Annotated in this window: 22 protein-coding genes; 16 read left to right on the top strand and 6 right to left on the bottom strand. The window is 65.0% G+C overall.

Features of this window, described 5'->3' with window-relative positions; translation table 11 throughout:
- Positions 1-82: 82 nt before the first annotated feature.
- The 4 genes from AKJ09_RS09240 (at position 83) to AKJ09_RS09225 (ending at position 5,631) form a co-directional block, all read left to right on the top strand.
- The gene (locus tag AKJ09_RS09240; RefSeq protein ID WP_146646828.1) at positions 83-1,927 is read left to right on the top strand and encodes a type 1 glutamine amidotransferase family protein; all 1,845 of its coding nucleotides are present in this window, start codon (positions 83-85) and stop codon (positions 1,925-1,927) included.
- Positions 1,924-2,265, top strand: a complete 342-nt coding sequence (locus AKJ09_RS09235; protein WP_146646827.1) for a hypothetical protein — start codon at positions 1,924-1,926, stop codon at positions 2,263-2,265. The genes AKJ09_RS09240 and AKJ09_RS09235 overlap by 4 nt, the downstream gene beginning before the upstream one ends.
- Before the next feature lie 192 nt (positions 2,266-2,457).
- Positions 2,458-5,160 (top strand): aconitate hydratase AcnA, encoded by a 2,703-nt coding sequence (gene acnA / locus AKJ09_RS09230; protein ID WP_205633651.1) that lies wholly within the window; start codon positions 2,458-2,460, stop codon positions 5,158-5,160.
- A 144-nt stretch (positions 5,161-5,304) separates the two neighbouring features.
- Positions 5,305-5,631: an FKBP-type peptidyl-prolyl cis-trans isomerase gene (locus tag AKJ09_RS09225; protein ID WP_146646825.1), complete on the top strand. Its 327-nt coding sequence runs from the start codon at positions 5,305-5,307 to the stop codon at positions 5,629-5,631.
- Between the two features lie 86 nt (positions 5,632-5,717).
- On the opposite strand, the gene AKJ09_RS09220 is transcribed toward AKJ09_RS09225, so the two are convergent.
- A complete protein-coding gene (locus AKJ09_RS09220) occupies positions 5,718-6,209 on the bottom strand; it encodes a hypothetical protein (RefSeq protein ID WP_146646824.1) in 492 nt (163 codons plus the stop codon).
- A gap of 149 nt (positions 6,210-6,358) precedes the next feature.
- Here AKJ09_RS09220 and AKJ09_RS09215 point away from each other — a divergent pair, with 149 nt between their 5' ends.
- Together AKJ09_RS09215 and AKJ09_RS09210 are read left to right on the top strand one after the other, a co-directional pair.
- Positions 6,359-7,021 carry a DUF4328 domain-containing protein gene (locus AKJ09_RS09215; RefSeq protein ID WP_169927401.1) on the top strand — a complete coding sequence of 221 codons (663 nt, stop codon included), beginning with the start codon at positions 6,359-6,361 and terminating at the stop codon, positions 7,019-7,021.
- Positions 7,022-7,144: 123 nt separating this feature from the next.
- A complete protein-coding gene (locus AKJ09_RS09210; RefSeq protein ID WP_146646822.1) occupies positions 7,145-7,846 on the top strand; it encodes a hypothetical protein in 702 nt (233 codons plus the stop codon).
- A gap of 241 nt (positions 7,847-8,087) precedes the next feature.
- On the opposite strand, the gene AKJ09_RS09205 is transcribed toward AKJ09_RS09210, so the two are convergent.
- Both AKJ09_RS09205 and AKJ09_RS09200 read right to left on the bottom strand, forming a co-directional pair.
- Entirely contained in the window at positions 8,088-8,837 is a 750-nt protein-coding gene (locus AKJ09_RS09205; protein WP_146646821.1) for a hypothetical protein, read from the bottom strand.
- A 473-nt stretch (positions 8,838-9,310) separates the two neighbouring features.
- Positions 9,311-9,859 (bottom strand): GNAT family N-acetyltransferase, encoded by a 549-nt coding sequence (locus tag AKJ09_RS09200; RefSeq protein ID WP_146646820.1) that lies wholly within the window; start codon positions 9,857-9,859, stop codon positions 9,311-9,313.
- A 322-nt stretch (positions 9,860-10,181) separates the two neighbouring features.
- On the opposite strand from AKJ09_RS09200, the gene AKJ09_RS09195 reads away from it, so the two are divergent.
- Positions 10,182-12,749 (top strand): hypothetical protein, encoded by a 2,568-nt coding sequence (locus AKJ09_RS09195; protein ID WP_146646819.1) that lies wholly within the window; start codon positions 10,182-10,184, stop codon positions 12,747-12,749.
- A 686-nt stretch (positions 12,750-13,435) separates the two neighbouring features.
- Positions 13,436-14,824 carry an LA_2272 family surface repeat-containing protein gene (locus tag AKJ09_RS09190; RefSeq protein ID WP_146646818.1) on the top strand — a complete coding sequence of 463 codons (1,389 nt, stop codon included), beginning with the start codon at positions 13,436-13,438 and terminating at the stop codon, positions 14,822-14,824.
- A 107-nt stretch (positions 14,825-14,931) separates the two neighbouring features.
- On the opposite strand, the gene AKJ09_RS09185 is transcribed toward AKJ09_RS09190, so the two are convergent.
- Entirely contained in the window at positions 14,932-15,360 is a 429-nt protein-coding gene (locus tag AKJ09_RS09185) for a hypothetical protein (protein ID WP_146646817.1), read from the bottom strand.
- Between the two features lie 327 nt (positions 15,361-15,687).
- Here AKJ09_RS09185 and AKJ09_RS09180 point away from each other — a divergent pair, with 327 nt between their 5' ends.
- The 3 genes from AKJ09_RS09180 to AKJ09_RS09170 all read left to right on the top strand — a co-directional run bounded on the left by AKJ09_RS09180 (position 15,688) and on the right by AKJ09_RS09170 (position 18,678).
- Positions 15,688-16,569 carry a LamG domain-containing protein gene (locus AKJ09_RS09180; RefSeq protein WP_146646816.1) on the top strand — a complete coding sequence of 294 codons (882 nt, stop codon included), beginning with the start codon at positions 15,688-15,690 and terminating at the stop codon, positions 16,567-16,569.
- Positions 16,570-17,069: 500 nt separating this feature from the next.
- On the top strand, positions 17,070-17,657 hold the full coding sequence (locus AKJ09_RS09175; RefSeq protein WP_146646815.1) for a hypothetical protein: 588 nt from the start codon (positions 17,070-17,072) through the stop codon (positions 17,655-17,657).
- 106 nt (positions 17,658-17,763) lie between these two features.
- On the top strand, positions 17,764-18,678 hold the full coding sequence (locus AKJ09_RS09170) for a S1 family peptidase (RefSeq protein WP_146646814.1): 915 nt from the start codon (positions 17,764-17,766) through the stop codon (positions 18,676-18,678).
- 38 nt (positions 18,679-18,716) lie between these two features.
- Here the strand turns inward: AKJ09_RS09170 and AKJ09_RS09165 are convergent, their stop codons facing one another.
- Together AKJ09_RS09165 and AKJ09_RS09160 are read right to left on the bottom strand one after the other, a co-directional pair.
- Positions 18,717-19,313 carry a peroxiredoxin family protein gene (locus tag AKJ09_RS09165; RefSeq protein ID WP_146646813.1) on the bottom strand — a complete coding sequence of 199 codons (597 nt, stop codon included), beginning with the start codon at positions 19,311-19,313 and terminating at the stop codon, positions 18,717-18,719.
- Between the two features lie 183 nt (positions 19,314-19,496).
- The gene (locus tag AKJ09_RS09160) at positions 19,497-19,910 is read right to left on the bottom strand and encodes a GFA family protein (RefSeq protein ID WP_146646812.1); all 414 of its coding nucleotides are present in this window, start codon (positions 19,908-19,910) and stop codon (positions 19,497-19,499) included.
- A gap of 291 nt (positions 19,911-20,201) precedes the next feature.
- On the opposite strand from AKJ09_RS09160, the gene AKJ09_RS09155 reads away from it, so the two are divergent.
- The 5 genes from AKJ09_RS09155 to AKJ09_RS09135 all read left to right on the top strand — a co-directional run bounded on the left by AKJ09_RS09155 (position 20,202) and on the right by AKJ09_RS09135 (position 25,391).
- Positions 20,202-21,299 (top strand): hypothetical protein, encoded by a 1,098-nt coding sequence (locus tag AKJ09_RS09155; RefSeq protein WP_146646811.1) that lies wholly within the window; start codon positions 20,202-20,204, stop codon positions 21,297-21,299.
- Between the two features lie 66 nt (positions 21,300-21,365).
- The gene (locus AKJ09_RS09150) at positions 21,366-22,034 is read left to right on the top strand and encodes an RNA polymerase sigma factor (RefSeq protein ID WP_146646810.1); all 669 of its coding nucleotides are present in this window, start codon (positions 21,366-21,368) and stop codon (positions 22,032-22,034) included.
- Positions 22,031-22,822 (top strand): hypothetical protein, encoded by a 792-nt coding sequence (locus tag AKJ09_RS09145; protein WP_146646809.1) that lies wholly within the window; start codon positions 22,031-22,033, stop codon positions 22,820-22,822. Before AKJ09_RS09150 ends, AKJ09_RS09145 begins: the two co-directional genes overlap by 4 nt.
- Before the next feature lie 128 nt (positions 22,823-22,950).
- Positions 22,951-24,279 (top strand): hypothetical protein, encoded by a 1,329-nt coding sequence (locus AKJ09_RS09140; protein ID WP_146646808.1) that lies wholly within the window; start codon positions 22,951-22,953, stop codon positions 24,277-24,279.
- A complete protein-coding gene (locus AKJ09_RS09135; RefSeq protein WP_146646807.1) occupies positions 24,276-25,391 on the top strand; it encodes a beta propeller repeat protein in 1,116 nt (371 codons plus the stop codon). The genes AKJ09_RS09140 and AKJ09_RS09135 overlap by 4 nt, the downstream gene beginning before the upstream one ends.
- The last annotated feature ends 39 nt before the right edge of the window (positions 25,392-25,430 follow it).

Raw genomic sequence — 25,430 nt, 5'->3', positions numbered from 1 at the left:
TTTCCGAAGTCTCGCGAGAGCCCTATTTCTTGCGGACCATGCGAAGGGGGACCGTAGGGGCGCGCGGCTGCTCGCGTCGGGGGTGAGCCGTCGTTCGTTGCTCAAAGGCCTTCTCGGCTCGGGCCTCTCTCCCCTCGTGAGGGTCGGTGGTTTTTCGAGTGCGCTCGTCGCCTGCTCGAGCCAGGACGACCCCGTCGTCGCGCCCGACCCTGGACCGAACTGGACGTCTCACGCGCGCGTGATCGGTCTCGACCTGAGCGACACCGAGGCCGACTACGACGCGGTCCTCAACGACGTGGTCCGCTCCGGTGCGACGGTGCTCATGGCCGAGAGTCTGCTCGGTGACGACATCGGCGTCGATCTCTTCGAAGAAGAGGTGGCACGCATCGATTACATCGCTCGCAAAGCGCGCCAGCGAAACCTCAAGCTGTTCTGGTGCTATCCGAGCCTCGAGATATCCACGCCGCCATCGCCCGGAGACGACTACGTGTCGACGGCGACCGATCATCCGGATTGGGTGCAGAAGGGGATGGACGGCTCGCCGTCCGTGTTCCCGGCCGACGCCTCCGCGCCCGACGGCTGGACCAGCGTGTGGGCGTGTCACAATTCGGGCTTTCGCGATCAGTTCTTCAATCGATTGAAGAGCCTCGCTGCGACCGCGCTCGATGGTCTCTATATCGGCGTTCCGTACATTTCCGACGACGGCGCGATGGGCTGCTTCAATCCGAGGTGCGTCGACAAGTTCCGAGCGGACACGGGACTGAACGCAGCGGGGCTGACCCCGAATTGGGTCGACCCGGTGTTCCGCACCTGGCTGGCGTGGCGACACGAAGAGATGGCGCGTTTCTGCATGGAGATCGTCGCCACCGTGCGTTCGGTCAACGCAGGGATGGAAGTGGTCTTCGAGACGGCGACGATGGACACCGGCGGTGCGACGAGCGAAGGACTCGACGGCGCCTATCGCCGCTTCGCACTGAGCAAGCCACTGCCGTCTTCGCAGGCCCTCACGCTGCCCAATCGCATCGATCGCGTGTGGAAGCTCGGCTCCGTCAGCGACGACTTCGGGATGCGCCCGGCCTTGCACGACGACTGGATGTGCAAGCTTCGCGCGGCCAAATTCGCGCGCGGATGTGATGGGCCGGGGCGCTCATGGATGGTGAGTTACGGCAACCTCGCGCCGGACGCCGGCCTCGTCATGGCGATGCTCGTGGCCACGGGATGCAATCCGCACGAGACCAAGACGCCGGTGAACACGACCTCGGTCGGCGTGGCCTTCCGCAATCGGATGTTCGGCTTCTTGCGTGATCAGACCTCGCTGCTCTTCGACGTGGGGCCGGTGGCTCAGGTGGGCCTCCTTCACTCGTCGGCGAGTCGCGATTACGTCGACCACGGCATCACCAACACGGCGGTTTACTTGAGCGCGGTGAATCCGACGACCGACGCCGCGATCTACGCCGCCGATCCGTCGTTCTACCGCGGGGCGTCGCTCGGCGACACGGCGTTCGGAGCCGAATACTCCGGAGCGTTCAAGGCGCTTTCGCACCTCCACGTCCCCTTCGCCGTGGTTCCCTTGCAGACTCTCACCGATGCCGACGACGACTATCTCTCGAGCTTCGCATTGCTCGTCGTCCCGAACGTGACGTGTCTCGAAGATGCGCACGCGCGCATGCTCCTGCGTTTCACCCAGCGTGGTGGCCACCTGCTCGTTCTCGGGGCCACGCCCGGTTACCAAGATCAGCTCGGTCTCGCAAAGCCCGACGAGGCGCGGCTCGATCGGATTCTCGGATTCGATGCTACGGCCGGCGCCTTCGCTCGCGACAACCTCGTCTATCGTCCGGAGCTTCTCGGTCGTGCGTATCTCCTGGCCGAGAAGGACGACGCCTTCGCTTTCTTCTCCGATGCCGTCGTGCGTGCCGGGTTCGCATGATCTCGCTCGATCCGGCGCTGCACAAACACGTGCACGTCGAGGTTACGCGTCACGTCTCGGGCTACGTCGTTCACTTCCTCAACTACGAAGGTGCCGCGTCCAATCTGAGCGTGCAGCCTGGCTTCGGAGCTGCGAAGCCAGGGGTCTACCCGTTCACGAACGAGTACGTGATCGCGCGGCGTGATCTGGCCGTGGAGATCACGGTTCCAGAAGAGATCAAGAACGTGACGTTTCTGTCTCCCGACGAGCCGTTCGTGGCGACAGACGCCCAGTGGCTCGGAGGAGGAAAGCTCGCCTTGCCAGTCTTCCAATACACCGTCGCGGTACTGACGGTCTGAGCCAGACTCACCAGTCCCCGCGGCCGGTCCTCGCCTCACCCTGACGTGACGTCCTCGAGGTCTTGATTTCCCGAAAAATCGAGGCCTCTTGCCACGTCCCGGGGCGCCTCGCCCGAGGCCGAATGCGCCTCGGAAAATGCGGGGTTGCGCCCATTGCCGCGGAGCAGCATGCGCGCCTATAGTCCGCTCGCCATGTCCAAGAATTCCTTCGGAAGCCAGGCGACGCTCAAGGTTGGCGCCGACGCCTACACCATCTACCGCCTCGACGCGGTCTACAAGAAGCACCCGGAAGCCCAGAAGCTTCCCTTCTCGCTGAAGATCCTCCTCGAGAACCTCCTTCGTACGGAAGACGGCGTCTCGGTCGATCAGGACGATATCTCGGCCGTCGCCACGTGGGACGCCAAGGCTGAGCCCAGCCAGGAGATTGCGTTCACGCCGAGCCGCGTGCTCCTTCAGGACTTCACGGGCGTGCCCGCCGTCGTCGACCTCGCGGCGATGCGCGATGCGATGAAGCGCATGGGCGGCGATCCGAAGAAGATCAACCCGCTCCAGCCCGTCGAGCTCGTCATCGACCACTCGGTGCAGGTCGACGAGTTCGGCAGCAAGGCCGCTTTCGCGAAGAACGCGGAGCTCGAGTTCGAGCGCAACCAGGAGCGCTACCGCTTCCTCAAGTGGGGCCAGCAGGGCTTCCGTAACTTCAAGGCGGTCCCGCCGGACACGGGCATCGTCCACCAGGTCAACCTCGAGTACCTCGCGCGCGTCATCATGACGGCGCCGCAGAACGGGACGAACCTCGCGTACCTCGACACCGTCGTCGGAACCGACTCGCACACGACGATGATCAACGGCGTCGGCGTCCTCGGTTGGGGCGTCGGTGGTATCGAGGCCGAAGCGGCCATGCTCGGCCAGCCGGTCAGCATGCTCCTCCCGCACGTCATCGGCGTGCGCCTCTCCGGCAAGCTGAAGGAAGGCGCCACGGCGACCGACCTCGTTCTCACCGTCACGCAGATGCTCCGCAAGCGCGGTGTCGTCGGCAAGTTCGTCGAGTTCTTCGGCAAGGGCCTCGCCGGCCTCCCGCTCGCCGACCGCGCGACGATCGCCAACATGGCGCCCGAGTACGGCGCGACCTGCGGCATCTTCCCGATCGACGCCGAGACCATCCGCTACCTGCGCTTCACCGGTCGTTCGGACGCGCAGCTCGCCCTCGTCGAGTCGTACGCGAAGGAGCAGGGCATCTGGGCCGACGAGAACACGCCCGAAGCCGTCTACACCGACGTCCTCGAGCTCGATCTCTCGACGGTCGAACCGAGCCTCGCCGGCCCCGCGCGTCCGCAGGATCGCGTTGCCCTCGGCGGCGTGAAGAAGTCCTACACGGACGCGTACGAGACCTACAAGGCGCGTCCGAAGGCGGCGAAGAAGAGCGTCATGACGGACACGTCGGTCGCCGCCGACAAGGAAGTCGACAACGGCAGCGTCGTCATCGCGGCGATCACGAGCTGCACGAACACGTCGAACCCGTCGGTCCTCATGGCCGCGGGTCTCCTCGCGAAGAAGGCCGTCGAGAAGGGCCTCACCACGAAGCCCTGGGTCAAGCCGAGCCTCGGCCCCGGTTCGAAGGTCGTCACCGAGTACCTCGAGAAGGCCGGCCTCATCGAACCGCTCGAGAAGCTCAACTTCTACGTCGTGGGCTACGGCTGCACGACCTGCATCGGCAACTCGGGCCCGCTCCCGGCGCCGATCTCGAAGGCGATCGACGAGCGCGACCTCTACGTCGTGTCGGTCCTCTCGGGTAACCGCAACTTCGAAGGCCGCGTCCACGCCGAAGTCCGCGGCAACTACCTCGCGTCGCCTCCGCTCGTCGTCGCCTACGCGATTGCGGGCCGCGCCGATCTCGACCTCACCACCGAGCCGCTCGGCACGGGCAAGGACGGTCAGCCGGTGTTCCTGAAGGACATCTGGCCGAGCCAGAAGGAAGTCGCCGACGCCGTCGAGAAGTCGGTCGCGCCGGAGATGTTCAAGAACGTCTACTCGGACGTCTACGCCGGCGACGCGCAGTGGCAGTCGCTCGTCGTCCCCGAGGGCGACCTCTTCGCCTGGGAAGACAAGAGCACCTACGTCAAGCACCCGCCGTACTTCGAGGGCATGGGCAAGGAGCCCGCCGCTCTCACGCCGATCACCGGCGCCCGCGTTCTCGCGGTCCTCGGCGACAGCATCACGACGGACCACATCTCGCCGGCCGGCTCGATCAAGGCCGACACCCCCGCGGGTAAGTACCTCCTCGCGCACGGCGTGAAGAAGGAAGACTTCAACTCGCTCGGTTCGCGCCGCGGCAACCACGAAGTCATGGTTCGCGGCACGTTCGCGAACGTCCGTCTCCGTAACCAGCTCGCGCCGGGCACGGAAGGTGGCTTCACGAAGCACATGCCGAGCAACGATGTCATGTCGATCTTCGACGCCTCGGTGAAGTACGCCGAGGAGAAGACGCCGCTCTTCGTCATCGCCGGCAAGGAATACGGCTCGGGCTCGTCGCGTGACTGGGCCGCCAAGGGCCCGAAGCTCCTCGGCGTCCGCGCCGTCCTCGCCGAGAGCTACGAGCGCATCCACCGCTCGAACCTCGTCGGCATGGGCATCCTCCCGCTGCAGTTCAAGGCGGGCGACAACGCCGCTGCGCTCGGCCTCACCGGCGAAGAGATCTTCGACGTCGACGGCCTCGCAGCTCTCCTCGACAGCGGCTTCTCCGGCGGCCGTGAAGTCACCGTGAAGGCGAAGGCGGCCGACGGCTCGACGAAGGAATTCCGCGCGACGGTCCGCATCGATACGCCGCAGGAGATCCTCTACTACAAGCACGGCGGCATCCTCCCGTACGTGCTCCGTCAGTTGCTCGCGCAGCCCTGACGCGACGCCTATCGAATTTCGAATTGAAGTTTCGAAGAGGGCTCGGCGATTGCCGGGTCCTCTTTGGTTTCTCGGATGGGGGGATGGGCGGCGTGCCTCGCGTAAACACGCCGCTCGTCCGATTCGTTGAAAGGAAGAATCACAATGGCCGATCTGCAAATCGAAGACGTGAAGCAGGGAACCGGTGACGAGGCGAAGGCCGGGCAGAAGGTGACCGTCCACTACGTCGGCACGCTCACCAACGGCAGCAAGTTCGACAGCTCACGCGATCGCGGCAAGGGCTTCAGCTTTCAGCTCGGCGCCGGACAGGTCATCAAGGGATGGGACCGCGGCGTTGCCGGCATGAAGGTCGGCGGCGTGCGCAAGCTCACGATCCCGCCGGATCTGGCGTACGGCGACCGCGGATTCCCGCCCGTCATTCCGCCGGGCTCGACCCTCATCTTCGAAGTGGAATTGCTCGGCGTCGGCTGAGAGACTTCGCGAAGGTGGGAATGTGAAAGACGCCGGGTCCCGAAAAGGGGCTCGGCGTCTTGCTTCTGGCGCGCCTGAGCGCTCTTTCACTGTGTCGGAGTGTCCTCGGAGGTCGTAGGAGCTGAAGGCGACTCCGTCGCGGGAATTTCCGCAGGCGCTGGCTCCACGCGGGAGGGCGTCGACGGTGTCTTGTCGCTGAAGACCGACTCGCGTTTACGGCGCGCGATGGCGGCCGCCTTCGCATCTTCGCAAGCGTCGGTCTTGGCGAAGCCGTAGATCGCGGAGAGTCCAAAGGCTGCCGAGAAGCCAATGCCAAAGGCCATGTCCGTACGTCGGCTGATAGGGAAGTTCCTGTAGTCGCTCTTTGGGCTTGCAGTGTGGATGGTTCGAACGACCTGGAAGGTCGTCACGAGCACGTCGACCACCGGGGCCAGCTGGCTGGTGGTGCACTCCACCGGCGCTTTTGCCGGCAGCTTTTCGACGTTGTCCGGCGGACCTTTGACGAACAGGAAGGAACAACCGGACGAGAGGACTCCGCAAACGGCACAGACGAGGGTCGTGACTGCCAACGATCGCACGCGGCTTTCCTCGAAAGACATGATGGGCAAGATTTCACCCTAACACGACCATGGAGGAAGCAGCGTGAACCTGGCATGGCGCCCGCCGCGTCGATCCACTCGAAGAAGGTATGGCGCCTCGGCCGTCGGGCTGCTCAGTTGAAGAACGCATGAACTACGACCCCTATCAGCCCCCGCGCACCGATGCGCCTGCGCACCGTCCGACGGCCACGGCGAATGGCTTCGTCGTATCGCCTGTCGGTCTTGCTGCTTCCGTGCTTCTCGGCATCGCCGTCGGCTCGAAGGTCATCGAGATCGTTGCCTGGCTCACCCTAGAGCCTCGGATGTACGCGTCGGTCGGGAGTGTCGTCGACGGCGTCGGCATCCTCGCGCGAGTTGCAGGGATCATCACGTTCCTCGTCTGGATCCGTCGCATCGTGAAGAACGTCCACTCGCTCGGCATCAGCGGCTTGCAGCACACGCCAGGCGGGGCCGTCGGCGGCTGGTTCGTGCCTTTGCGCAATCTCGTGCACGGTTACCGGGTGGTCCTCGAAGTGTGGAGGGCCAGCGATCCTGCGAATGCGGGGGCGGCGCCGCACGCGTGGCTCGCGCACGACAAAGAGGATGGTGACGCGGGGATTATCCTCCACTGGTGGCTGGCGTGCATTACGTCGCGGATTGCCGTCGTCGCCACTCGTTTTGAAACGACGTTCTCATTCTGGATCGTCAGCGCCTGCGCTGAGGTGATCGCTTTCGGACTCATGGTCATCGTCATTCGAAGGGTTGACTTACGTCAGCGGGAGTTCGCTCGACGCCTCGAGCCGTTGGCATGACTCGACGAAAGGGGGCAGAGCTCTCGCTCCTCCCGCCCCTTTTCTCCGCCGGAGAAGAGCTGCGCCAAAATGATTCGTGAGTGATCAAGCTGCGAGCTCAGCGGGCATTGCTCTGGTGGATTGATGCAAGGAAGCGGAGTTCTGGCGTTTCTGGCGATCGCTCTCGTGTCGTGCTCGAGTTCTTCGGGCCCGCAGCACGAGACGAACTATGCGCCCAAGACTCCCCAGGTGCTCTTCGAGAGCTGGGGAGGCGAAGGAGGGAACGCACGCGGGTTCTTTCAGCGCGTTCGCGAGCCAGAATCTGGGCAGGAGCAGGTCTTCATGGTGTTGCTCCCGCCGGACTACCAATGGTGCGACCGGCTCGATGACCTCGACGCGTTCACGTCGGAAGGCGCGCTTCGGGTGGAGGTGATCGCTCCCAGGCCTGCAATCGGAATCGGTGCAACGACGGACCTATTGAACGATTCTGTATCCATTGGCCTCTATGGGCCTGGATACGAGGTCGGAGGGTTTCTCTCGCCAGGCCTCGTTCAATTCAATCAAATCGATGCCTCGTCGGCGCGCGGCGTTCTGAGCGTGACGGTCTCCAATGACCTGGTCACGATGACATTTTGTGAGGAGACCGGTCCGGCCGGCGGAGCGGCGGAGACTCACAAGTGCACTTGTGAGCACCACAGCGGCGCCACGACGTCGTGCACGGACATTGGAGATTGCTGCCTAGCACCGCCGGAGGGGGCACCTCGCTACCGTCTGCTGTTCGAGGCTTTGCGCTGCCCTTCGCTCTGTAAGGGCCTCGAGGCACACGGCTACGAATGCCTCGACTGAAATGAACATCGGTGAAGCGCGGGCGCTGGAGCTGCTGGACGGCGATGGCGCCCGCGTGTGCTGGGGAACCTGTCTTGGCGACGACCTGATCACCGCTACCCACTGCCGCCGGCCGAGATCGCGGACCGGTTCGACAAGATGATGGCCACGCTCTCTACGTGACGCTGAACGTCGATAAGACGGACGCGGGCGGCGGGAAACATCTCCCGTCGCCCGCGCATTCACCGCGCCGTGCGCTTCGTTAGACGTTGGGCGCAGCGGGCACCGTCGGTTTGGCTGTGCCGCCCGGTGGCACGGGCACCTCGTCGTCCGTCTCTTCGCCGTCATCGGCCGCGTGGCTCTTCGAGCGGCTGGCCATGAAGCCGAGTTGCTTGAGCAGCGCGCGCTGCGTGACGGCAATACGGGCGATCTGACTCCATTCGAGGTACCAGGCCCAGAGATCGTTCTCTGCCTTCTCGGCGATTTTCGGATCTTGTGGTGCGACGGGCTCCTTGCTCACGGCGATCTTGCCGACGTTCTCGAGCAGAGTGCGGGCATCGTTGAGGACACTTTCGGTCAGGCCGCGCGAGACGAGTAGGTCTCTCGCTTGCTTGCCCTCCGCTCCGTAGGAGCCGGTGCCTTGCGCCATCTGATCGAAGCGCTCAAGGAAGGTTCGCACGCTCACGGCGACGGCGGGCCCCTCCGTTTGCGAGAGGTTCTTGAAGATCTGCGCGTGCACGGCGGGGAAGCGGCGCTCGAGCGTGGCGGACGCGATCGGAAACCAACGGTTTTCCCACGCATCCAGTTCCGCGAGCGTGTTCGTGTCCGTCGTTGGGATGCCGTTCGCGTCGAGCTTCACGCGCCCGACGGCGTGGAGCAGCGCCCATCCTTCCTGCAGATCCGAATCTTTGAATCCATACGCGGCCATCGCCGATGCGATCCGCGGGCTGCGCATGCCCATCATCAGTTTGAGCACACGCGACGCTTTGTCTCCCAACGGCATTTTCGCCATCGAAGTCCCCCTTGTTGAATTGTAGACAACCGTACGCTCGACACCCCTGAGCGAGACGGCGCGACGCACCCTAGGTCTCCGGATCAGGTCTGTCGATGGGGCTTCCGCCGATTTTTCGTCGATTCGAAAGATGCGTAGTCCGCACGCGAACTTCCCCCGGATCGGGGTCTCCGCCCCCTGCGGCGGGAAGGATCTTCCGAGACGGGGATTCGCTCTCCGAGGTGGGGACTAACTCGCCGGAGCAGGGGATTGCCACGCGGGAGCAGGGGAGCGACTCACCGTTGGCGCACGCTCGTTCTCCGGAGCAGGGGCCCGCCGCCAACGAGGCCATCCATCACTTCTCCGAGGATGGGGGGCCGCATCAGGAGGTGGGGGGCGTCACGCCAGTCGCAGATCGGGCGTCGCCGGAGCGACTTACGTGCAACTCGTTGAAACGTCTCAATACGCCGTTTGGCACGGCGGCAAGCGGCCGATCAGTCGCGACGCGCGCGCCACTCCGCGCGGGTCTGGCCCCAGATGTCGATGCGGATGTTGTCCAGGGGCGGCGGTAGCTGACCCGGACCGCGCAGCCGCGAGCCCAAGCGTGCGGCCAAGGCCCGTGAAGGCTCGTTTTCGGGATCGATGCAGTGGATGACCTCGTCCCACCCGAGGTGATCGAAGGCCCAATCGATGGCGGCGATCGCGCCTTCACGGGCGTAGCCTTTGCCCCAGGCCTCGCGGGCGAGCCCCCAACCGACCTCGGTGCCGGGCCAGCCATCGGGACGCCAAGGTCCGAGGCGCCCGATCCATCGGCCGGTCGCGCGCTCGATGACCGAGAACATGCCGAAGCCGAGAAGACTCCACGAGCCGGCCATCGTGGCAAACCCGCGCCACGCCCCCGCCCTCGGCTGCACGCCGCCGACGAATCGCGCGGCTTCCGGGTCGGCCATGAAGGCAGCCCAGCCATCGAAGTCCTCCTGCGTTTGAGGACGGAGAATCAGGCGTTCGGTGTGAAGCGTCGGGCCGAGAATGACGTGACTCACGACGCGTTACTTAGCAGGCCGCGCCGATTCCCGGGGCCGTGAGGTCTCGCGCAGGCGCGAAAGGCCAGCCGCCAAAGCGTAGCCGTAGCGCCTTCGACTCGGCACCGGCACGTCCCAGAAGCCGTGTGCCACCGCGCCGAGGAGTGTGAATCAACCTGGCATGCTCTCGCACACATGACTTCAAATGCCCTGGCTTCACGGTCCCCAAGTCACCGAGCCGGTGGCTCGGCTCAGGGGAAAGTTCGCTGAAGAGGGAGACGTGACGACCCCCATTCAGAGCACTTGAGTTCCTGCGCCGTCCTCGTATTCATGCGGTCGTCCCATGAAGCATTCTTCGCTCGCGTTCGGTGTCGTCGTGCTGATGCTCTCTCTTGTTGCCTGCTCGAGCAGTTCGGGAGAGTCGGACTCCGACAGCGGTGCGAACAGCGCCGAGGCTGGCGGTGACCTCCCTGCTCCGCCTGTTTGTGCGACGCCTCCTTGCGAGAACGGATCGGGGTGTCACGCAGACGCCGAGTGCACCTCGGGCATCTGCCGCCAGAACGCCTGTGTGCCGGCTTCCGCTGCCGACGGCGTCAAGAACGGCACCGAAACCGACGTCGACTGTGGCGGGGCCGGCGCCGGCGTCCCGCGCTGCGACGACAACAAGAATTGCCTCGACGGTAGCGACTGCAAGAGCGTCGTCTGCAAGTCGGGCAAGTGCGCGGCGGCAACGTCGAGCGACGGCGTCAAGAACGGTGACGAATCCGACAAGGATTGCGGAGGCACGACCACGCACGCTCCGGCCTGCGTCGACGGCAAGGCCTGCAACGCGGGAGCGGATTGCGAGAGCAAGGTCTGCACCTTGAACGTCTGCCAGGTGCCGACCCATAACGACGGCGTGCAGAACGGCGACGAGACGGGCAAGGATTGCGGCGGTCCGACCTCGCAGAAGCTCTGCACCGACGGTGACGGTTGCGAGACCGGTCAGGGCGCGCGCGACTGCGCGAGCTTCGTCTGCGAGAACAACAAGTGCAAGGCGGCGACCCACACCGACGGCGTGAAGAACGGCGACGAGACGGGCAAGGATTGCGGCGGCCCCACCGCTCCCCGCTGCGCCGACGGCGAGAGCTGCGAGAATGGTCAGGGCGCGCGCGACTGCACGAGCTTCGTGTGCACGAACAACGTCTGCCAGGTGCCGACCCACACCGACGGCGTGAAGAACGGCGACGAGACGGGCAAGGACTGCGGCGGTCCTACGTCCAACGTCCGCTGTGCGGACGGCGACGGCTGCGAGAATGGTCAGGGCGCGCGCGACTGCACGAGCTTCGTGTGCACGAACAAGGTTTGCCAGGTGCCGACCCACACCGACGGCGTGAAGAACGGCGACGAGACGGGCAAGGATTGCGGTGGGCCCACGGCTCCGAACAAGTGCGCCGCCGGTGAAGGCTGCGAGAACGGTCAGGGCGCACGCGACTGCACGAGCTTCGTGTGCACGAACACCGTCTGCCAGGTGCCGAACGACCACGACAACGTGAAGAACGGCACCGAGACGGACGTCGACTGCGGAGGCGAGCCGGCGAACAAGCGCTGCACGGCGACCAGGGTTTGCGCGGTCGCGTCCGACTGCAACAGCAAGGGGTGTTACAACAGCAAGTGCACGTGGGGCCGTAGCTGCACGATGCACCACGGCGGCGATACGTGCGGAACGGGCGACGAGCAGTGGGCTTCCAGTGCGGTCGCCGAATCGCCCGCCACGAGCTTCCGCGAAGGCAAGAAGTACCACCACGATTGCTGCGAGAGCGCGATCGTCGACCCCGACGGCGTCCCCGGCAGCGCGGACGATTTCCGCCTCGACGTTTATCAGATCACCGCAGGCCGCATGCGCACGTTCATCAAGGCAACCAGCGGGAACGTTCGCAAGTGGGTGCAAGATGCACGCAATGGCCTGAATGGTGAGTCCTTCAAGGACCCCGCCAACGCCACACAGCTGCCGGTCGGGAACGACGTCTACCTCCCGACTGGCTACCTGACGACGGAGACGGCGGCCAACACGCAAGGCCAGGCCATCAACAACCCTGCGCCGATGAACGTGGTGGCGCACCTCGGCGGCTATCGCTTCACGAACGAGCCGGGCGGCAACAACGGTTACGCCTGCAACCTCAACGACGGCGGCTTTGGATCACGCACGTGGCGACTCGACGACGGCGCGCAAGTCGACTTCGCCGGTGAGAAGCAGCATACGGTGAGCCAGGACCGGCTCGACCAGAAGGCGCTCGTCTGCGTCGACTACTACATGCTGGCGGCCTTCTGCGCCTGGGACGGCGGGCGCCTCGAGACCAAGACCGAACATGCCAAGGCCTGGGGAACGGCGCTCTTCCCGTGGGGAACGTCCGGTCCGACCCAGGGCTTCGAGTACAGCACCGGGGATCTCCGCTACGGCGGCAACGGCGCCACGGATGCCGATCTCATCTACAAGGTGACCGGCGGGAGCCCGGGGAACTTCGTGCAGATCAATCTCGAGCGCGCGAACGCGGCGTGGAACTACGCGAACTACTTCCTCCGCGACGATGCGCGTTACCTCGAGAATCGTCAGGCCATGACGCGTACGTTCACCGGGGGTGACCTGGCGGCGATGAACACGACGCACGACCAGTCCTACGCCGTCTCGCCCCCGGGCCGCTACCCGGCCGGCGCGGGGCCGTGGGGGCATCGCGACCTCATCGGCAACGCGATGGAGATCACCGCCGAGACGAACGGCAACACCTACCGCTGGACGAAGAACGGCAGCTTCGAGTGGTACACCCACTGGGCGTCGCCGACCGGCGCCGGTAACGATGGATATCAATTCACCGGCCTGACGAAATACGGTCGCGCCACCGGCCGCTGCGCGCGTCCGATCGCGCAGCCTTGATGAGCGGACGGCACGACGATCCGCGTCGTCGTGCCGTCAGCGGACTGGGATGACGCGTCTTCGCGCGTCGCAAGAAGCAAGCGCCCGGCTATTGAGGTCGGGCGCTTGCTGGCAGAGCGTCAGTCGACAGCGCCGTAGGAGGTGGTGCGGAGCGTCCCGTCCTTCGTGAGAAGGAGGTCGTTCACGCCGCCGTCCCACAATCGCTCGGCACATAGGAAATCGTAAGTACGGAGTTCGCGCGCAGCCGCATTCGTCGGCAATGACGGGCGCGACGTCAGCCCGTCATTCGAATGTTGGATGTATGGGAGCGCGCTCCGAGCGGCTCATCGAAGAAGGGCACGCACCTTCCGCGAGATACAGAACGATCGACGGCATTGGAGACGTCGCCGAAAACGGAAGAGCTATGCCGACGAATGCATCGCTGACGTGCAAAATCGCAACGTAGATGACCCTATCGAAGATGCGGCGGCTGTGGCAGATCGCGGGACATGAGCGACCTTCGCAACGTGCGAGTAACGACGGCTCGTCGCCTTCGGAGTCTCACGGCAATCGTCAGCGCTTTGGTGCTTGCTGCAGCGTCTGAGATCGCGCACGCAGAGCCTTCGCCCGCGCCGGATTCACGTCCTTCCGGCTCGGCGACGACAGCGCCTCCTTACACTCTCGAAGTCGAGTCGGACGCTCCAGACGTGGTGTCGTTCGGGGCGCTCGCGGCGCGTCTCGCGTCGGACCTCGGTGCATCCGTTGTCCGGCCTGGCGGGCCGTCACCGTCGCGCGCGGCGCTCAGGATCCGCTACCGCGGTGGTGAGCTGACCGTGACGGCCACCCACGCCGATGGTCGGTCGCTCGAGCGCACGGTGAAGGCCCGAGGCGACGATGCAGCGGTCCAGCACGAGGCGATTCTCCTCGCGGCGAACCTTGCGCGCGACGAAGCTGGCGAGATCGTCGGCGCTCTTGCCACACCGCCCGCACCGCCCCCGGCATCCGCCGCACAAGCCGCAGAACCGCCGGAGGGCGAGGTGCCGTTGAGCGTCGCGTTCCTCTACCCGCTCGCGACGAACTTCGAGCATCCGAACGTAACGTCGAAATTCGACTTCTCACTCCTCTATGGCCGCGTCGGAAAGATCGACGGGCTGCAGTTCGGCAGCGGAATCGTCGCCGCCTCACGAGGCGTAAGCGGCCTGCAGTTCGCCGGCTTCGGTGCGGCCTCGGGCGGAACGATCGACGGCGCGCAGATCGCCGGTTTCGGTACCCTTTCGCAGGGACGCGTCACCGGCGTGGCGGTCGGCGGCTACGCGAACCTTTCGCTCGACGGGGTCAAGGGCGTGCAGGTTGCCGGCGCGTTCAACCTCGCGCAGACCAGTATGACGGGCGCTCAGGTCGGCGGTGCCGTCAACCTCGCGACGGGCGGCGCGAAGGGCCTGCAGCTCGCTGGCGCGTTCAACTATGCGAAAGGCAGCGCAACGGGCATACAGCTCGCTGGCGCGTTGAACCTCGCGAGCGGCGACATGAGCGGCGTACAGATCGCTGGCGCTGTGAACGTCGCCGAGAACGTCGACGGCATGCAGCTCGGCGTGGTGAACGTTGCTCGGAGGGTGCGCGGTACCCAGATCGGCGTGGTCAACATCGCCGACGAGTTCGACGGTGTTCCGATCGGCGTCATCAACATCACGCGCAACGGAATCCATCCGATGGTGTGGTTCTCGAACCTCGAATACACGAACGTCGGCGTGAAGTTCTCGACGAAATACGTCTACACGATCATCGGCGGCTACTACGGCTCGCAGGAGACCGGCTTTCGCAACTTCGGAACGACGGCCGTGCTCGGTGGACACATCCCGCTCGTCGCCGGGCTCGACCTCGAGATCCAGGGAGCGCTCACCAACCTCCATCCGCGACCGAGCGAACACTCGAATTCGAAGGATGGAAACCTCTGGATCGCGCCTCAGGCCATGGTGGGCTACTCGTTCGCACCGCATCTCCGCGTGTTCGCAGGAGGCGGCGCGCGGTTTCCGCTCATCGTCGACATTGGAAACGACGTCGTACGTCCCGAAGTCCTCGGCGGCATACAGTTCTGATGTCGCGTGCCCTACCGCGTGGATCGCCACACGGGGGCTGCTGACCGGGTAACGATTTCCCCCGAGGCCGGGCACGCCCAGTGGGGAGCGTTACGGTAGAGCAAGCGTCACGTCGTGGCGTCGGCGCGTCTCATCACGTGACGTCCGCCGCCACGTTCATCGCGACGTGGCGCGACCGCGAGCACGATGAGGACGCCGATGGCGAGCCCGACGAGGGCCCATAGGCGAAGGACTCCTGGCGTTAGCGCGGCCCACCATTTCGCGACGACTTGCGTCTTGCCGAATCCGAGGAGCGGCGCAAGAACGGCTTCGCCGATCGCGAATGCTCCGACGATACCAAGCCCAACGGGGCTTCGTGACGACGGTGCCGCGCGGAGGAGCACGAGCCCCATGATGAGCTGAAGTACCGCGGCGATGTAGAGTCCAGGCGATTGCGCCCAGAACCAGCCGAGCCGCACGTACGAGCTCGGGGAAATCAGGCCGAGGAGCCCGAGGGCGGCAATGACGATACCGACGATCCTAGCCAGCGCTTTCACGGCGAACCTCGACCTTCCCGCGACCGCCGAAACCGCACGATCGCGATGCATGCGCGATCGAGCAACGCCCGTGCCTGCGCGCGTCCGCACGAGGTGCCTCGAGCTGGCCGACGTCCGGCTCGCATCGGAGCGTTTGGCGCCAGCGACGGCAGCAGGAGCTCCACGAGCTCGCGATCGAGCGGAACGACCATCGCTCCGTAACGGCTGCTCGCTCCGGATTGCAAACGCCAATCGGCGCGCCGCCCACGAATTAATGTGGATTAATTGCGGGGTCGACCAGCGGGTCCCTCGTCGACGTCGCGTCCAGGCCTCGCTTAGGATGCGACCGTGGCATTGCCTTATTCCAGGAGAACCGTAATCACCGTTCTAGTGGCGGCGATGTGTGTGCCGCTCGGCTGCTCCTTGATGGTGCCCGATGACCTCGCCAGTGGCAGCAACGGCTCCGAGGTACCCATGACCTCCGGCGATTCGAGCGCTGACGCGGTCATCGACGAGCGCAAAGATTCGAGCACCGACGGAGACGCGGACTCCGGCCCGTTGACCTACGAACAAGTCGTCCTAGCCGACGGTCCGGTCTCTTACTGGCACCTCGATGAAAAGGGTGGTGTCCTTTTCGCGGACGCCATGGGGCGTCATCCCCTCGAGCTCGGCGGCGACGCGAGCGGCGTCGTGTACTCGAATCCGGGAGTCACCGACGGCGGGTCGGCCGTGCGCATGATCGGCGGGGCGCTCTTGCAAAACGACGACGGCGCCTTCGATCTGTCCGGTCTGAAGCCCTTCACCCTCGAGATCTGGATGCGGCCAACCTCGACGGATACCGCCTACCACAACGTGTTTGCGAAGTACGTGCTCAGCGATGCTGCGCCTGCACCTGCGAACGGCGCGGACCTCTTCTGGAGTTCCTCCCTGTCGAGACTTCAATTCGAGCGTTGGCAGGACGGCGGGGTCACCGACTTTGTCGGCTTGAACACCCAGCTCCCCGATGATCGCTTCGTGCACGTCGTGGTGACGATGGATGGAACGCGACTCGTCCTCTACGTCAATGGAGCTGCGGTCAGCATCGGCAAGAATCCGGCTCCGTCCGCCACGGACCCCAAGGTGCCGTTTCAATGGGGCCGTGGATACATCGGCTATCTCGACGAGCTCGCCTTCTACGACAAGGCGCTCAGCATGGAGCAAGTGAGCGCCCACTTCCACGCCGCCGAGTGAGCGACGAAGGCAAGGCTTTCACGCACAGGAGCACGCTCCCGAGCAGCAGCGTCGCGTCATCGAGACCCTTTCCTTGCGGATTGGAATCGATACCCATCGCGCCACGAGCAGTCCCGCCCTACGGGCATCGGCGATGCGTCCGCCTGGGGGATAGGCGTTCATCATGAATGTTCCTCGCTTTCGGTCCCGAAAGTGTGACTCCCGCACGTGATGCGACGGACGTTTTGCATCTCGCCACGACGGAAAGATGTATCGTGCGCCGCAGGGGGGGCGCAGGCAGTGGGGCGATGCAACGTGCGGGCTCGACGAAGTTCTTGCGCAACTTCTCCGTGGGGTGGCCGAAGCGTGGTGTTGCGACCGGTGACCCCTCTTTACGGTCGGCACAAATGAGGAGAATGCGAGCCATGCTTCGACAATCCACAGACCGCGCCACGATTTCGTCTTCTTCGATGTCTTGTCGATCGAACGTGCAATCGTCCCCTCGTCGGGATCGACTCGCCTTGACACTCTTGCTCGCGCTCGTCCTCCTGCTTACGGGCAGCGGCTGCTCCGCGACGTCCAAGTACATGACACCTTCGCCGGCCGGGCCTGCGTCCCTCGCCGCCGCGGGCGACATGGCCACCGTCGTCTTCATCCGACCTTCGGGGTTCGCCGGCAGTCAGCGAGCCACCGTCCTCGATGGTCAGGGGCGCTTCCTCGGCGACAGCTTGCCCGAGTCCTATTTCGCCGTGAAGGTGCCGCCGGGCGAGCACGTGTTCATCAGCTGGGCAGAGAACACGGGTGCGCTGCGTGCGACTCTCGCCGCTGGCAAGGTCTACTTCGTCGAGGTTAGCCCCAAGATGGGCGCATTCTCGGCACGCGTACACTTGCTTGCCATCACCCCTCGAGCCTCGAGCTGGAAGAAGCTGGACGAGTGGATCGCCGAGAGCAAAGCCTACGTGCCCGACGAGGTGCACGGACAGGCTTACCTCGCATCGCGCAAGAACGACGTCGCCGAGCGCATTCGTCGGGCCAACGAGGCCCTGAACAAGGACTACTCGAGGGACGAACTCGACGAGAGGACGCTGCTCCCAACGGATAGTCGTTGAGCATCGTCCGTGTCGCCACCGTGATCCGTCGCGTGGCACTTCGAGTGCCTCGCGCCGGCTCGGTTCATCGGTCTGCGGCCCCGAATCCGTCCCTAGCTTCGAACGCGTGATTGCACGAGGAGGCGAGCGATGGCATGCCGTCGTTGTGGCTCCCTCGCACCGCTCCCTCGACCCGACGAACCCGCTTGGCCGTGCGGTGCGTCTTGCTCTGGCGGTTCTTGCGCTCGGTTCGTCCGTCGCCTGTGCAGGCAAAGAGGAGGAGGCGAGCGACAACTCCGCGAACGCCGTCGTCGGTGGCAAGGAGACGATGGACGTCCCGGCGATTGGCTACCTGGCGCACGGGTTCCAGGTCGAGGGAAACTGGATCGTCGTCATCCCCTATTGCACGGGGACGCTCATCGCTCCGGACATCGTTCTGACCGCCGCGCATTGCGTCGAGCAGGCGAAGGAAAAACAGTACACCGCTCACTTCGGTACGGGCGTGCCGCGCGATCCGCACGTGCTGATTCCCGTGAAGGAGTCGGTGATGCATCCCGCGTACGTCACCGGAGCGCAGCACACGTACGCGTTCGACCTGGCGTATCTCGTGCTCGAGTCCCCGATCCGCAACGTGCCGCTCGCGACTCCCTTGCGAACTCCACACGAGGGCAAGTGCAACTACGTGAGCACGGGCTACGGCACGAAGAAAGAGAACTACGCCTACAACGAGCCGGTGCTCGACACCGACAACGGCTTTCGCAAGGCGCTCTCGATGTGCGCCGACCCGGGCTACGTGAACTCGGCTTCGCTCGTCACGAACGGCACCATCCGCGCGCACAGCGACGAGGGGGCCGACTGCGTCGGTGACAGCGGCGGCCCTTTGCGGATCGACAACACCCGGCAGATCGTCGGCGTGCTCAGCAATCTCGGGCCAGTCTCGAGTGGCGTGACGTGCTCGACGGGCGCGCCCGCCTATTACGCACCCGTGGCGACCAGCTTGCCGTTCATCGACGAGGCGCTCGCGAAGAGCGCGGCACGCTGACGTTCTCGACCCGCAGCTTCGATCGCCGTCCAGACGCGTCACTCTTGGTCGGCAAAGACCTTCGCGTAGCTCTCCCCGTAGGGGTAGAAGCGATCTTTCTCGCCGCGTGCCCAGGCCTCACGCACGGCAGGGTCGGAGAGATCCCAATCAGGTCGGCACGCCCGAAGCGCGTCGCGCAGGTCGGCGCGCAGTTCTTCGACCGTGGGCCGTCCGAAGAACCAGTAGCCGTTGTAGACCTTGTGCACGACGAGCTCGGGGAGGAGCACGATCGTGTGCGGGACCATCGGGTCGTGCGTCGTGTCCGTGTACTCGGCAATGTCGAGATCCTTTTGCACCTTGCGGCCAGGGTCCGACAGGAAGGGCCAGTGCGCGCCGACACCCGCGCGGAATTCGTTCGTCGCGAGCAAGTTGTCCGTACTGATGGTGACCATTCGGCAATAGCCGACGATCATCTCACGATGCAGGAGGAGCAGGCCCTCGTGCTGGCGGCGGTCCTTTGGGCAGAAGCCCCCGCGCGAAAGGACGACCACCATCGGATCCCTTCCTTGCAGCTCGGAGAGTTTTCGATGCTTGCCTGTCTGATCGGGAAGCTCGTAGTCGGGAAAGCGTGCCCCAGGGATGATGTCGCTGCGCATCGGTCTTGCCTCCATGTCAGCGTCGTGCAGAAGCCGAGCGGCGTCGAGAGGCGACTCGCCGCACGGAACCCTTCCGGACGTCGAACCCACGTCCTTTGGCCCGCCCGGCTTCGTATCAGCCCGCATACGGTACGCCAGCACGTGAAGGCTGGATCGGCAGCGACAAGAGCGCGAACGAGACGTCTACAGATGCCGCGTTTCGGTGGGCGGGCTTTGCCAATTGTTGTGGAGGCCATCCATGTATTGGATCGGCGCAGCCATCAGCTCCTCGACCGGGAGATCGTCGACCGCGGAGAGACGAACCGAGACGTATTCGCCGCCCATCACCTCGAGCCGGCCATGCCCATGCGTGGTGATCCCGCACTTGGTGCAGAAGCGATGATGCCCCTCGCCCCAGTCACCTGACTTGCCGTAGTCGCCGAGCACTTCCTCGCCCGAGAGCAGGCGGAAGTCCTCGGGCTTGAGGTGGCCCGCATTCCACATCCGGTCCTTCCAGCAGAAGGTGCAATTGCACTTGCCGGTGCCCTGCGCGAGGTCGATGTCAGCCTCGAACGTGACGGCCTTGCAGTGACAGCTCCCGCGATACGTCTTCTTCATGGTCTTCTCCATTCGTCGAGCCGGAGGGCTTCGAGGAGAAAGAATACCGGGCATAGCTGTCAGCTTTTGTCAGGTTTGTGAGGCGGGTTCCGAATGCCACGGCGACATGCGAGTCCGCGTCCGCAACGGCAGCCGCAGCCGCAACGGCAGCCGCAGCCGCAACGGCATCCGCGTCCGCGTCCGAGTCCGCGACGGGATCCGTGGTTTGGTAAGCGCGGGCGTTGGGCGCTCGCCGCTTGATGGATCGCGTTGGGAGCGAACGCGCGCTTTTTTCGGGTAAGAATGGCCTCGATGGCCGCCCGCATGGTGTGGACGCGCGCGCTCCCGATGATCGTCGCCTCAACGACGCTCCTCGGGTCGGCGATCGCGACGGCCGACGAAGGTGGGGCGCCCGTCGAGCCGGTCATCCTCGTCTACGAGGCACCGGAGAATGCGGGGTGTCCGTCGAGCTCCGCCTTCTCGGATTCCATCCGTTCCTACACGACGAAATGGACCCAGGCTCCTGCGGGCATGCGCGCGCGAACGATCCGCGTCCGCCTGGAGCCGAACGGCACGGAAGACGCGAGCCTCACCGCCCGTCTCGTCGTCGAGGACGTGGACGGTCGCGTCTCCGCGCGCAAGCTCCAAGGTCCGAGCTGCGCGTACGTGGCACAGGCACTCGCGGTGATGGTGGCCGGGGTCATCGATCCACTTGCGGCCGGCATGCCCGAGTCGACCTCGCCGGTCGGAATGGCTTCCGCGGAGCAGTCGAACGAGACTGGCCCGGACGTTCCACTCCCTTCACGCGTCGAACCCGAGCGGCCACGGCGTGCGCCCTCGTCCAGGCCTCGCCCGCGCGCGTCTCGAACCGTCCGAACGTCCGCCGAACTCCGCATGGAGGCGAGCTCTGCCGTATTGAGCGAAACGCTCCCCGTGCTCGCCGCGATGTTCGAAGTCGAACTCGGCGCGGCCTCGGCGCCGAACGAAGAGGGAGGTTGGCGCCCGTCCGCAGCGATTGGCATCCGCCAAAGCTTCGCGCATGAGATCGCTCTACGAGGGGGTGAGGTGGAGTTCGTGTGGACGGCGGCGAATCTGCGGTTGTGCCCCGTTCGCGTCGGCCTGTTCGCCAATCGACTGGAACTGACGCCATGCGGCGAAGCCAACGTGGGGACACTTCGCGAACGTGCAAAGGACTTCGCCGACCCGCGCGGAACGTCGATGTTGTGGGCCGATTTCGGCGCTTCGATGTCCGCCCGTCTCGCCCTTGGTCGCGTCTTCTATCTCGCGACGAGCATGCTCGTGACCATGCCGACGACGCGCCGGCCCTTCGAATTGAAGAGTGGCGTGCCCGTCTCGCAGCCGCCCGCGCTCGGCGTCCTCGTGGGGGCTGGTGTGGGCCTGCACTTTTGAGGCTATTTTCCGGGCGATGCATGTCGAATCGGCCTCGATGATTTTTTCGGGATCAAAACGAAGGCCGTGTCGCCACTACCGGTCGTGTGGGCGTCGTCGTCATTGATCCGCTTCTTTGCGGGGCGAAAACTCGAGAGCGAGCCGACGTTTCGCGCGTCCCAAATATCGGCCCCCCAGCAGGAGACCGACCCTAGGCTCGAGGGAGACGTCGAGGCACGGGCCGAGCACCTGCGGGAGATGGTTCGTCGCCACTTCCCGGACGTCTGGGGATTCCTCCGCCGTCTCGGCTTCGCCGCACACGTGGCGGACGACGCGGCCCAGGAGCTGTTCTTCGTCGCGGCGCGCCGCCTCGAAGAGGTTCAACCTGGGCGCGAGCGAGCCTTTCTATTCGGTGCCGCACTTCGTATCGCGAAGGGCCTGAAGCGCAAAGGCGCTCGCGAGGTGCTAACTCCCCCGCTGGACGCGGACCTCGACGTTCCGTCCGCCGCGGGAACCCCCGAAGACATGCTCGACGACGAGCAGGCGCGGGCGCTCGTTTACCGCCTCCTCGCGGAGCTCGACGAAGACCAACGCGCAGTCTTTGTCATGTTCGAAATCGAAGAAATGACGATGAAGGAGATTGCCGAGATGCTCGGCGCACCGATGGGTACGGTTGCCTCGCGCCTACGTCGCGGTCGCGAGGACTTTCGGGCTCGCCTCGAGCGATACCGCAAGAGTCAGCGAGGCACGCCATGAAAGACCCTATTCGCCTCTCGATCGAGGACAAAGGGATCGAACGCTTGCTCTCGGCGACGCGCAGGGAGCGCCCCTCGCCCGAGCAGATCGACAAGGCGCTCGTGCGCATGACGGCGGCGGCCGCGCTGCCTCCCAGCGTGCCGGCCCTCGCCACGTCGCTCTCCTCGCGAACCTGGATGAGCACGTGGCTTCCGTGGACGGCGGTCGTTGGCGTCGCGGCGATCGCGATGGCCGGCACCGTGTGGACGAAGAGCTCCACCCGCAGCGCGCCGACGCCCAACACGGGCGCCCCGGTTTCCGGCTCCGTGGAGGAGCCGCAGTCCGCGCAGCCAGTACCGGCGGTGAATATTCCGCCAGAGGTGGTCTCCGCCGAAGTCGTCATGCGCATCGACGACCTTCCGACGGCGCGCACGACGGAGTCCAATCCGTCCCGATCCGTGCTGCTCGATGCTGCGGCGCCTGCAGCGCCGATCGCTCGAACGGAGAACGCTCGCCCCGCGGTCGAAGCGCCGACCAATACCTTCCCCGAGGAGTTGAAATTCGTCGTTGCGGCTCGCTCCGCGCTTGCCGGTGATCCGCGCGCAAGCCTCCGCAATGCGGACGCGTATGACGCTCGATTTCCTCACGGCATCTTCTCGGAAGAAATCGACGCCATTCGGATCGAGGCCTTGGCCGCAACAGGGGAATCCGCCCGTGCGCGCGCTCTGGGCGAACGATTCCTCTCCGAAAAAGACTCCAGTCCGTACGCGGGACGTGTTCGCACCGTCCTGCGATCCATCGCACCGTAAGACCGAGTCAGCGTCGCGTCGTCCGACGTCGCGCCTCGGCCACCTCGGTCTCGTAGCCGCCCGATTCCATTGACTCGATGCTCCGCAGTCCGCGGAGGTTCTCTCCATCTCCGACACCGAGCCTGCCCATGAAGAGCTCTCGTCCATCCTCGGCGCACACGCCTCCGTCGCCCTCGCGCATCATCCTCGTCGGATGTTGGGCAATCGCCCTCACGAGCATTCTCGACGGCGCCTCTTGTGCGTCGCCGTCGAGCGATCCGTTCGTCGTCGGCGACGACACGGATGCCGGAGGTTCGGGCGTTTTCGTCACGCCGGACGCATCGAACGACGTCGCGGTCGAATCCGATTCCGCATCCACGGCGAAACTCTGTAATGCGACGGGCGAGACGCCGTGTCCTGCCCCGTATGGCACGTGCGGAGCCGGTAAATGCACGACCGACCTGTCCTCCGACATCAAGAACTGCGGCTCGTGCGAAAACAATTGCTTCGGTGATCTCTCGCTCGTCGAGTGGCACTACATCCTGCACATCGATCCGTCCTGCGTGAACGGACAGTGCACGATGCTCTGCGATACGAGCGTCTATCCGTTCTATCGAGATTGCAACGGGCGATCCGACGACGGATGTGAGCTCGACGTGCAGACTGACCCGCAAAACTGCGGCGCCTGCGGCAACGTCTGTCCATCCGGCACCCGCTGCGTCGCCGGTCAGTGTGGGTGCCCTCCCGGCCAGACACTGTGCGAATCGAACGCCGACGATCTCGGTCCTGACACCGCCGTCGACCAGTCGACGAATCCGCCGACGTACTTTCGGTGCGTCGACCTCAAAACCGATATGAAGAACTGCGGGGCCTGCAGGAGCCCGTGCACCGATTCCTCCCAAGGTGCATGTGCGACTCCGCCCCCGCACACCAAAACGACGTGTGCGGGAGGAACGTGTGGTCATTCGGCTTGCGAGAGAGGTTGGACCGATTGCGACAACGACCTCGGCAAGGGCTGCGAATCGAATGGCTGCGAAACCCTTACGGACTTCGACAGCAAGAATTGTGGGGCCTGCGGACACGCCTGCGCGCCGGGCCAGCGTTGCATAAACAACCGCGATGACGGTAAGGGCCCTCGCTGCCTTTGCGCGCCGAACGAGACACTCTGCGACGTCATCAAGTGCGTCGATCTCACGAACGACGTCGACCACTGCGGCGCGTGCGGGAATCGATGTCCGGGCTGGGCCGCTCCCAACTCGACGTCCGTGTGCAACGCCGGTATTTGCGACACGCAATGCAAGGAGGGATTCGGGGACTGCGACGGCGACAAATCCAACGGGTGCGAAACGAACGTGATGGTCGACGAGACGAGTTGCGGAGCGTGCGGGCATCGTTGCGATACCGCAGCCGGCCAGCCTTGCTTCCAGGGCGCATGCCTGATGACCGAATGCGATGCCGGCGTGCAGGAGACCAGATGAAGCTCGTGAACGGACGCAGCCGGCTCTTCGGAGCGCTCGCCGCCGTGCGGGGTCCAGCGTTGCTCGCGTCGCTCGTCGGGCCATGCGCGGCAGGGGCCTTGGCGAGTTGCGCCGCCGACACTGGATTCGTGGACGTCGACGCAACGGATGCCGGACGCCTAGAGCCCGTCGACGCCGAACCCGTCGTGAGGGATGCACTGGCCGAGGATGCCGAGTGCTCGTCGGATTCTGCCTGTCCGCCCACCAAAGGGCCGTGTGACGGAGTCGCGTTCTGCCCAGTGCCTCTGCCGCTCGACTCGACGCGAGCGCTGCGAACCGTTTGGGGCACGCAGAAAGACGATGTCTGGGCCGTCGGCACCGCAGGGACTGTCATGCATTGGGACGGCACCTCGTGGGCGTCGGTGCCGGCGAAGACGACGCGAACGCTCACCACGGTGACTGGAAGTTCGAAGAACGACGTATGGGTCGGCGGCTCTACCGCCGCCGTCTTCCACACCGACGGATTCGCCAACGGAACGGCGACGTGGGTGGCGACCCCCATCGCGCCACCGTATGACCAGGGCGGACTCGAATCGCTCCTGACGTCTTCGTGGCTCCGCTCGAGCGGCGAACTGTGGCTTGGCGGTCGTTGTTACCCGGGATCCGATACCTACGGATCACGCTGGCGCTCATCTTCGATTGACGGCGTCACGACATGGACTCCCGAAGATCCATCCTGGTATTGCGAAATGGGTGACACCTACGCTCTCTGGGGAGCGAACGCGACCGATCTATGGATGACCTCTTTCCGTGGGCGTGTCTACCGCGGTGTAGTGCCCGATTCGCCACCGGCCGTGGACGGCTCCAGCGATCCGGTTTGGACCGAATACGATAGTCAGACTTTGGGCCCTCTCTACGCGACTTGGGGCTCATCGACCGACGACGTCTGGTTCGTGGGAGAGAGCGGCGCCATTCGCCATCACAACGGATCGACGATCCTCGAGCGGGTCGAATCTTCGACGCCCCACGACCTCTACGGCATCTGGGGGCGAGCCCCCACGACATCTGGGCCGTCGGAGAAAAGGGCACGGTCCTCCACTACGACGGCACGGAATGGCGACGCCAGCGCGTGACGCTCCCTCCTAGCGCTCCGCCTCTTTATGGAGTTTGGG

Source organism: Labilithrix luteola (genome assembly GCF_001263205.1).
GTDB lineage: Bacteria > Myxococcota_A > Polyangia > Polyangiales > Polyangiaceae > Labilithrix > Labilithrix luteola.
The sequence above is the reverse complement of the archived record's forward strand: the minus strand, read 5'-3'. Positions and strand labels throughout refer to the sequence as shown.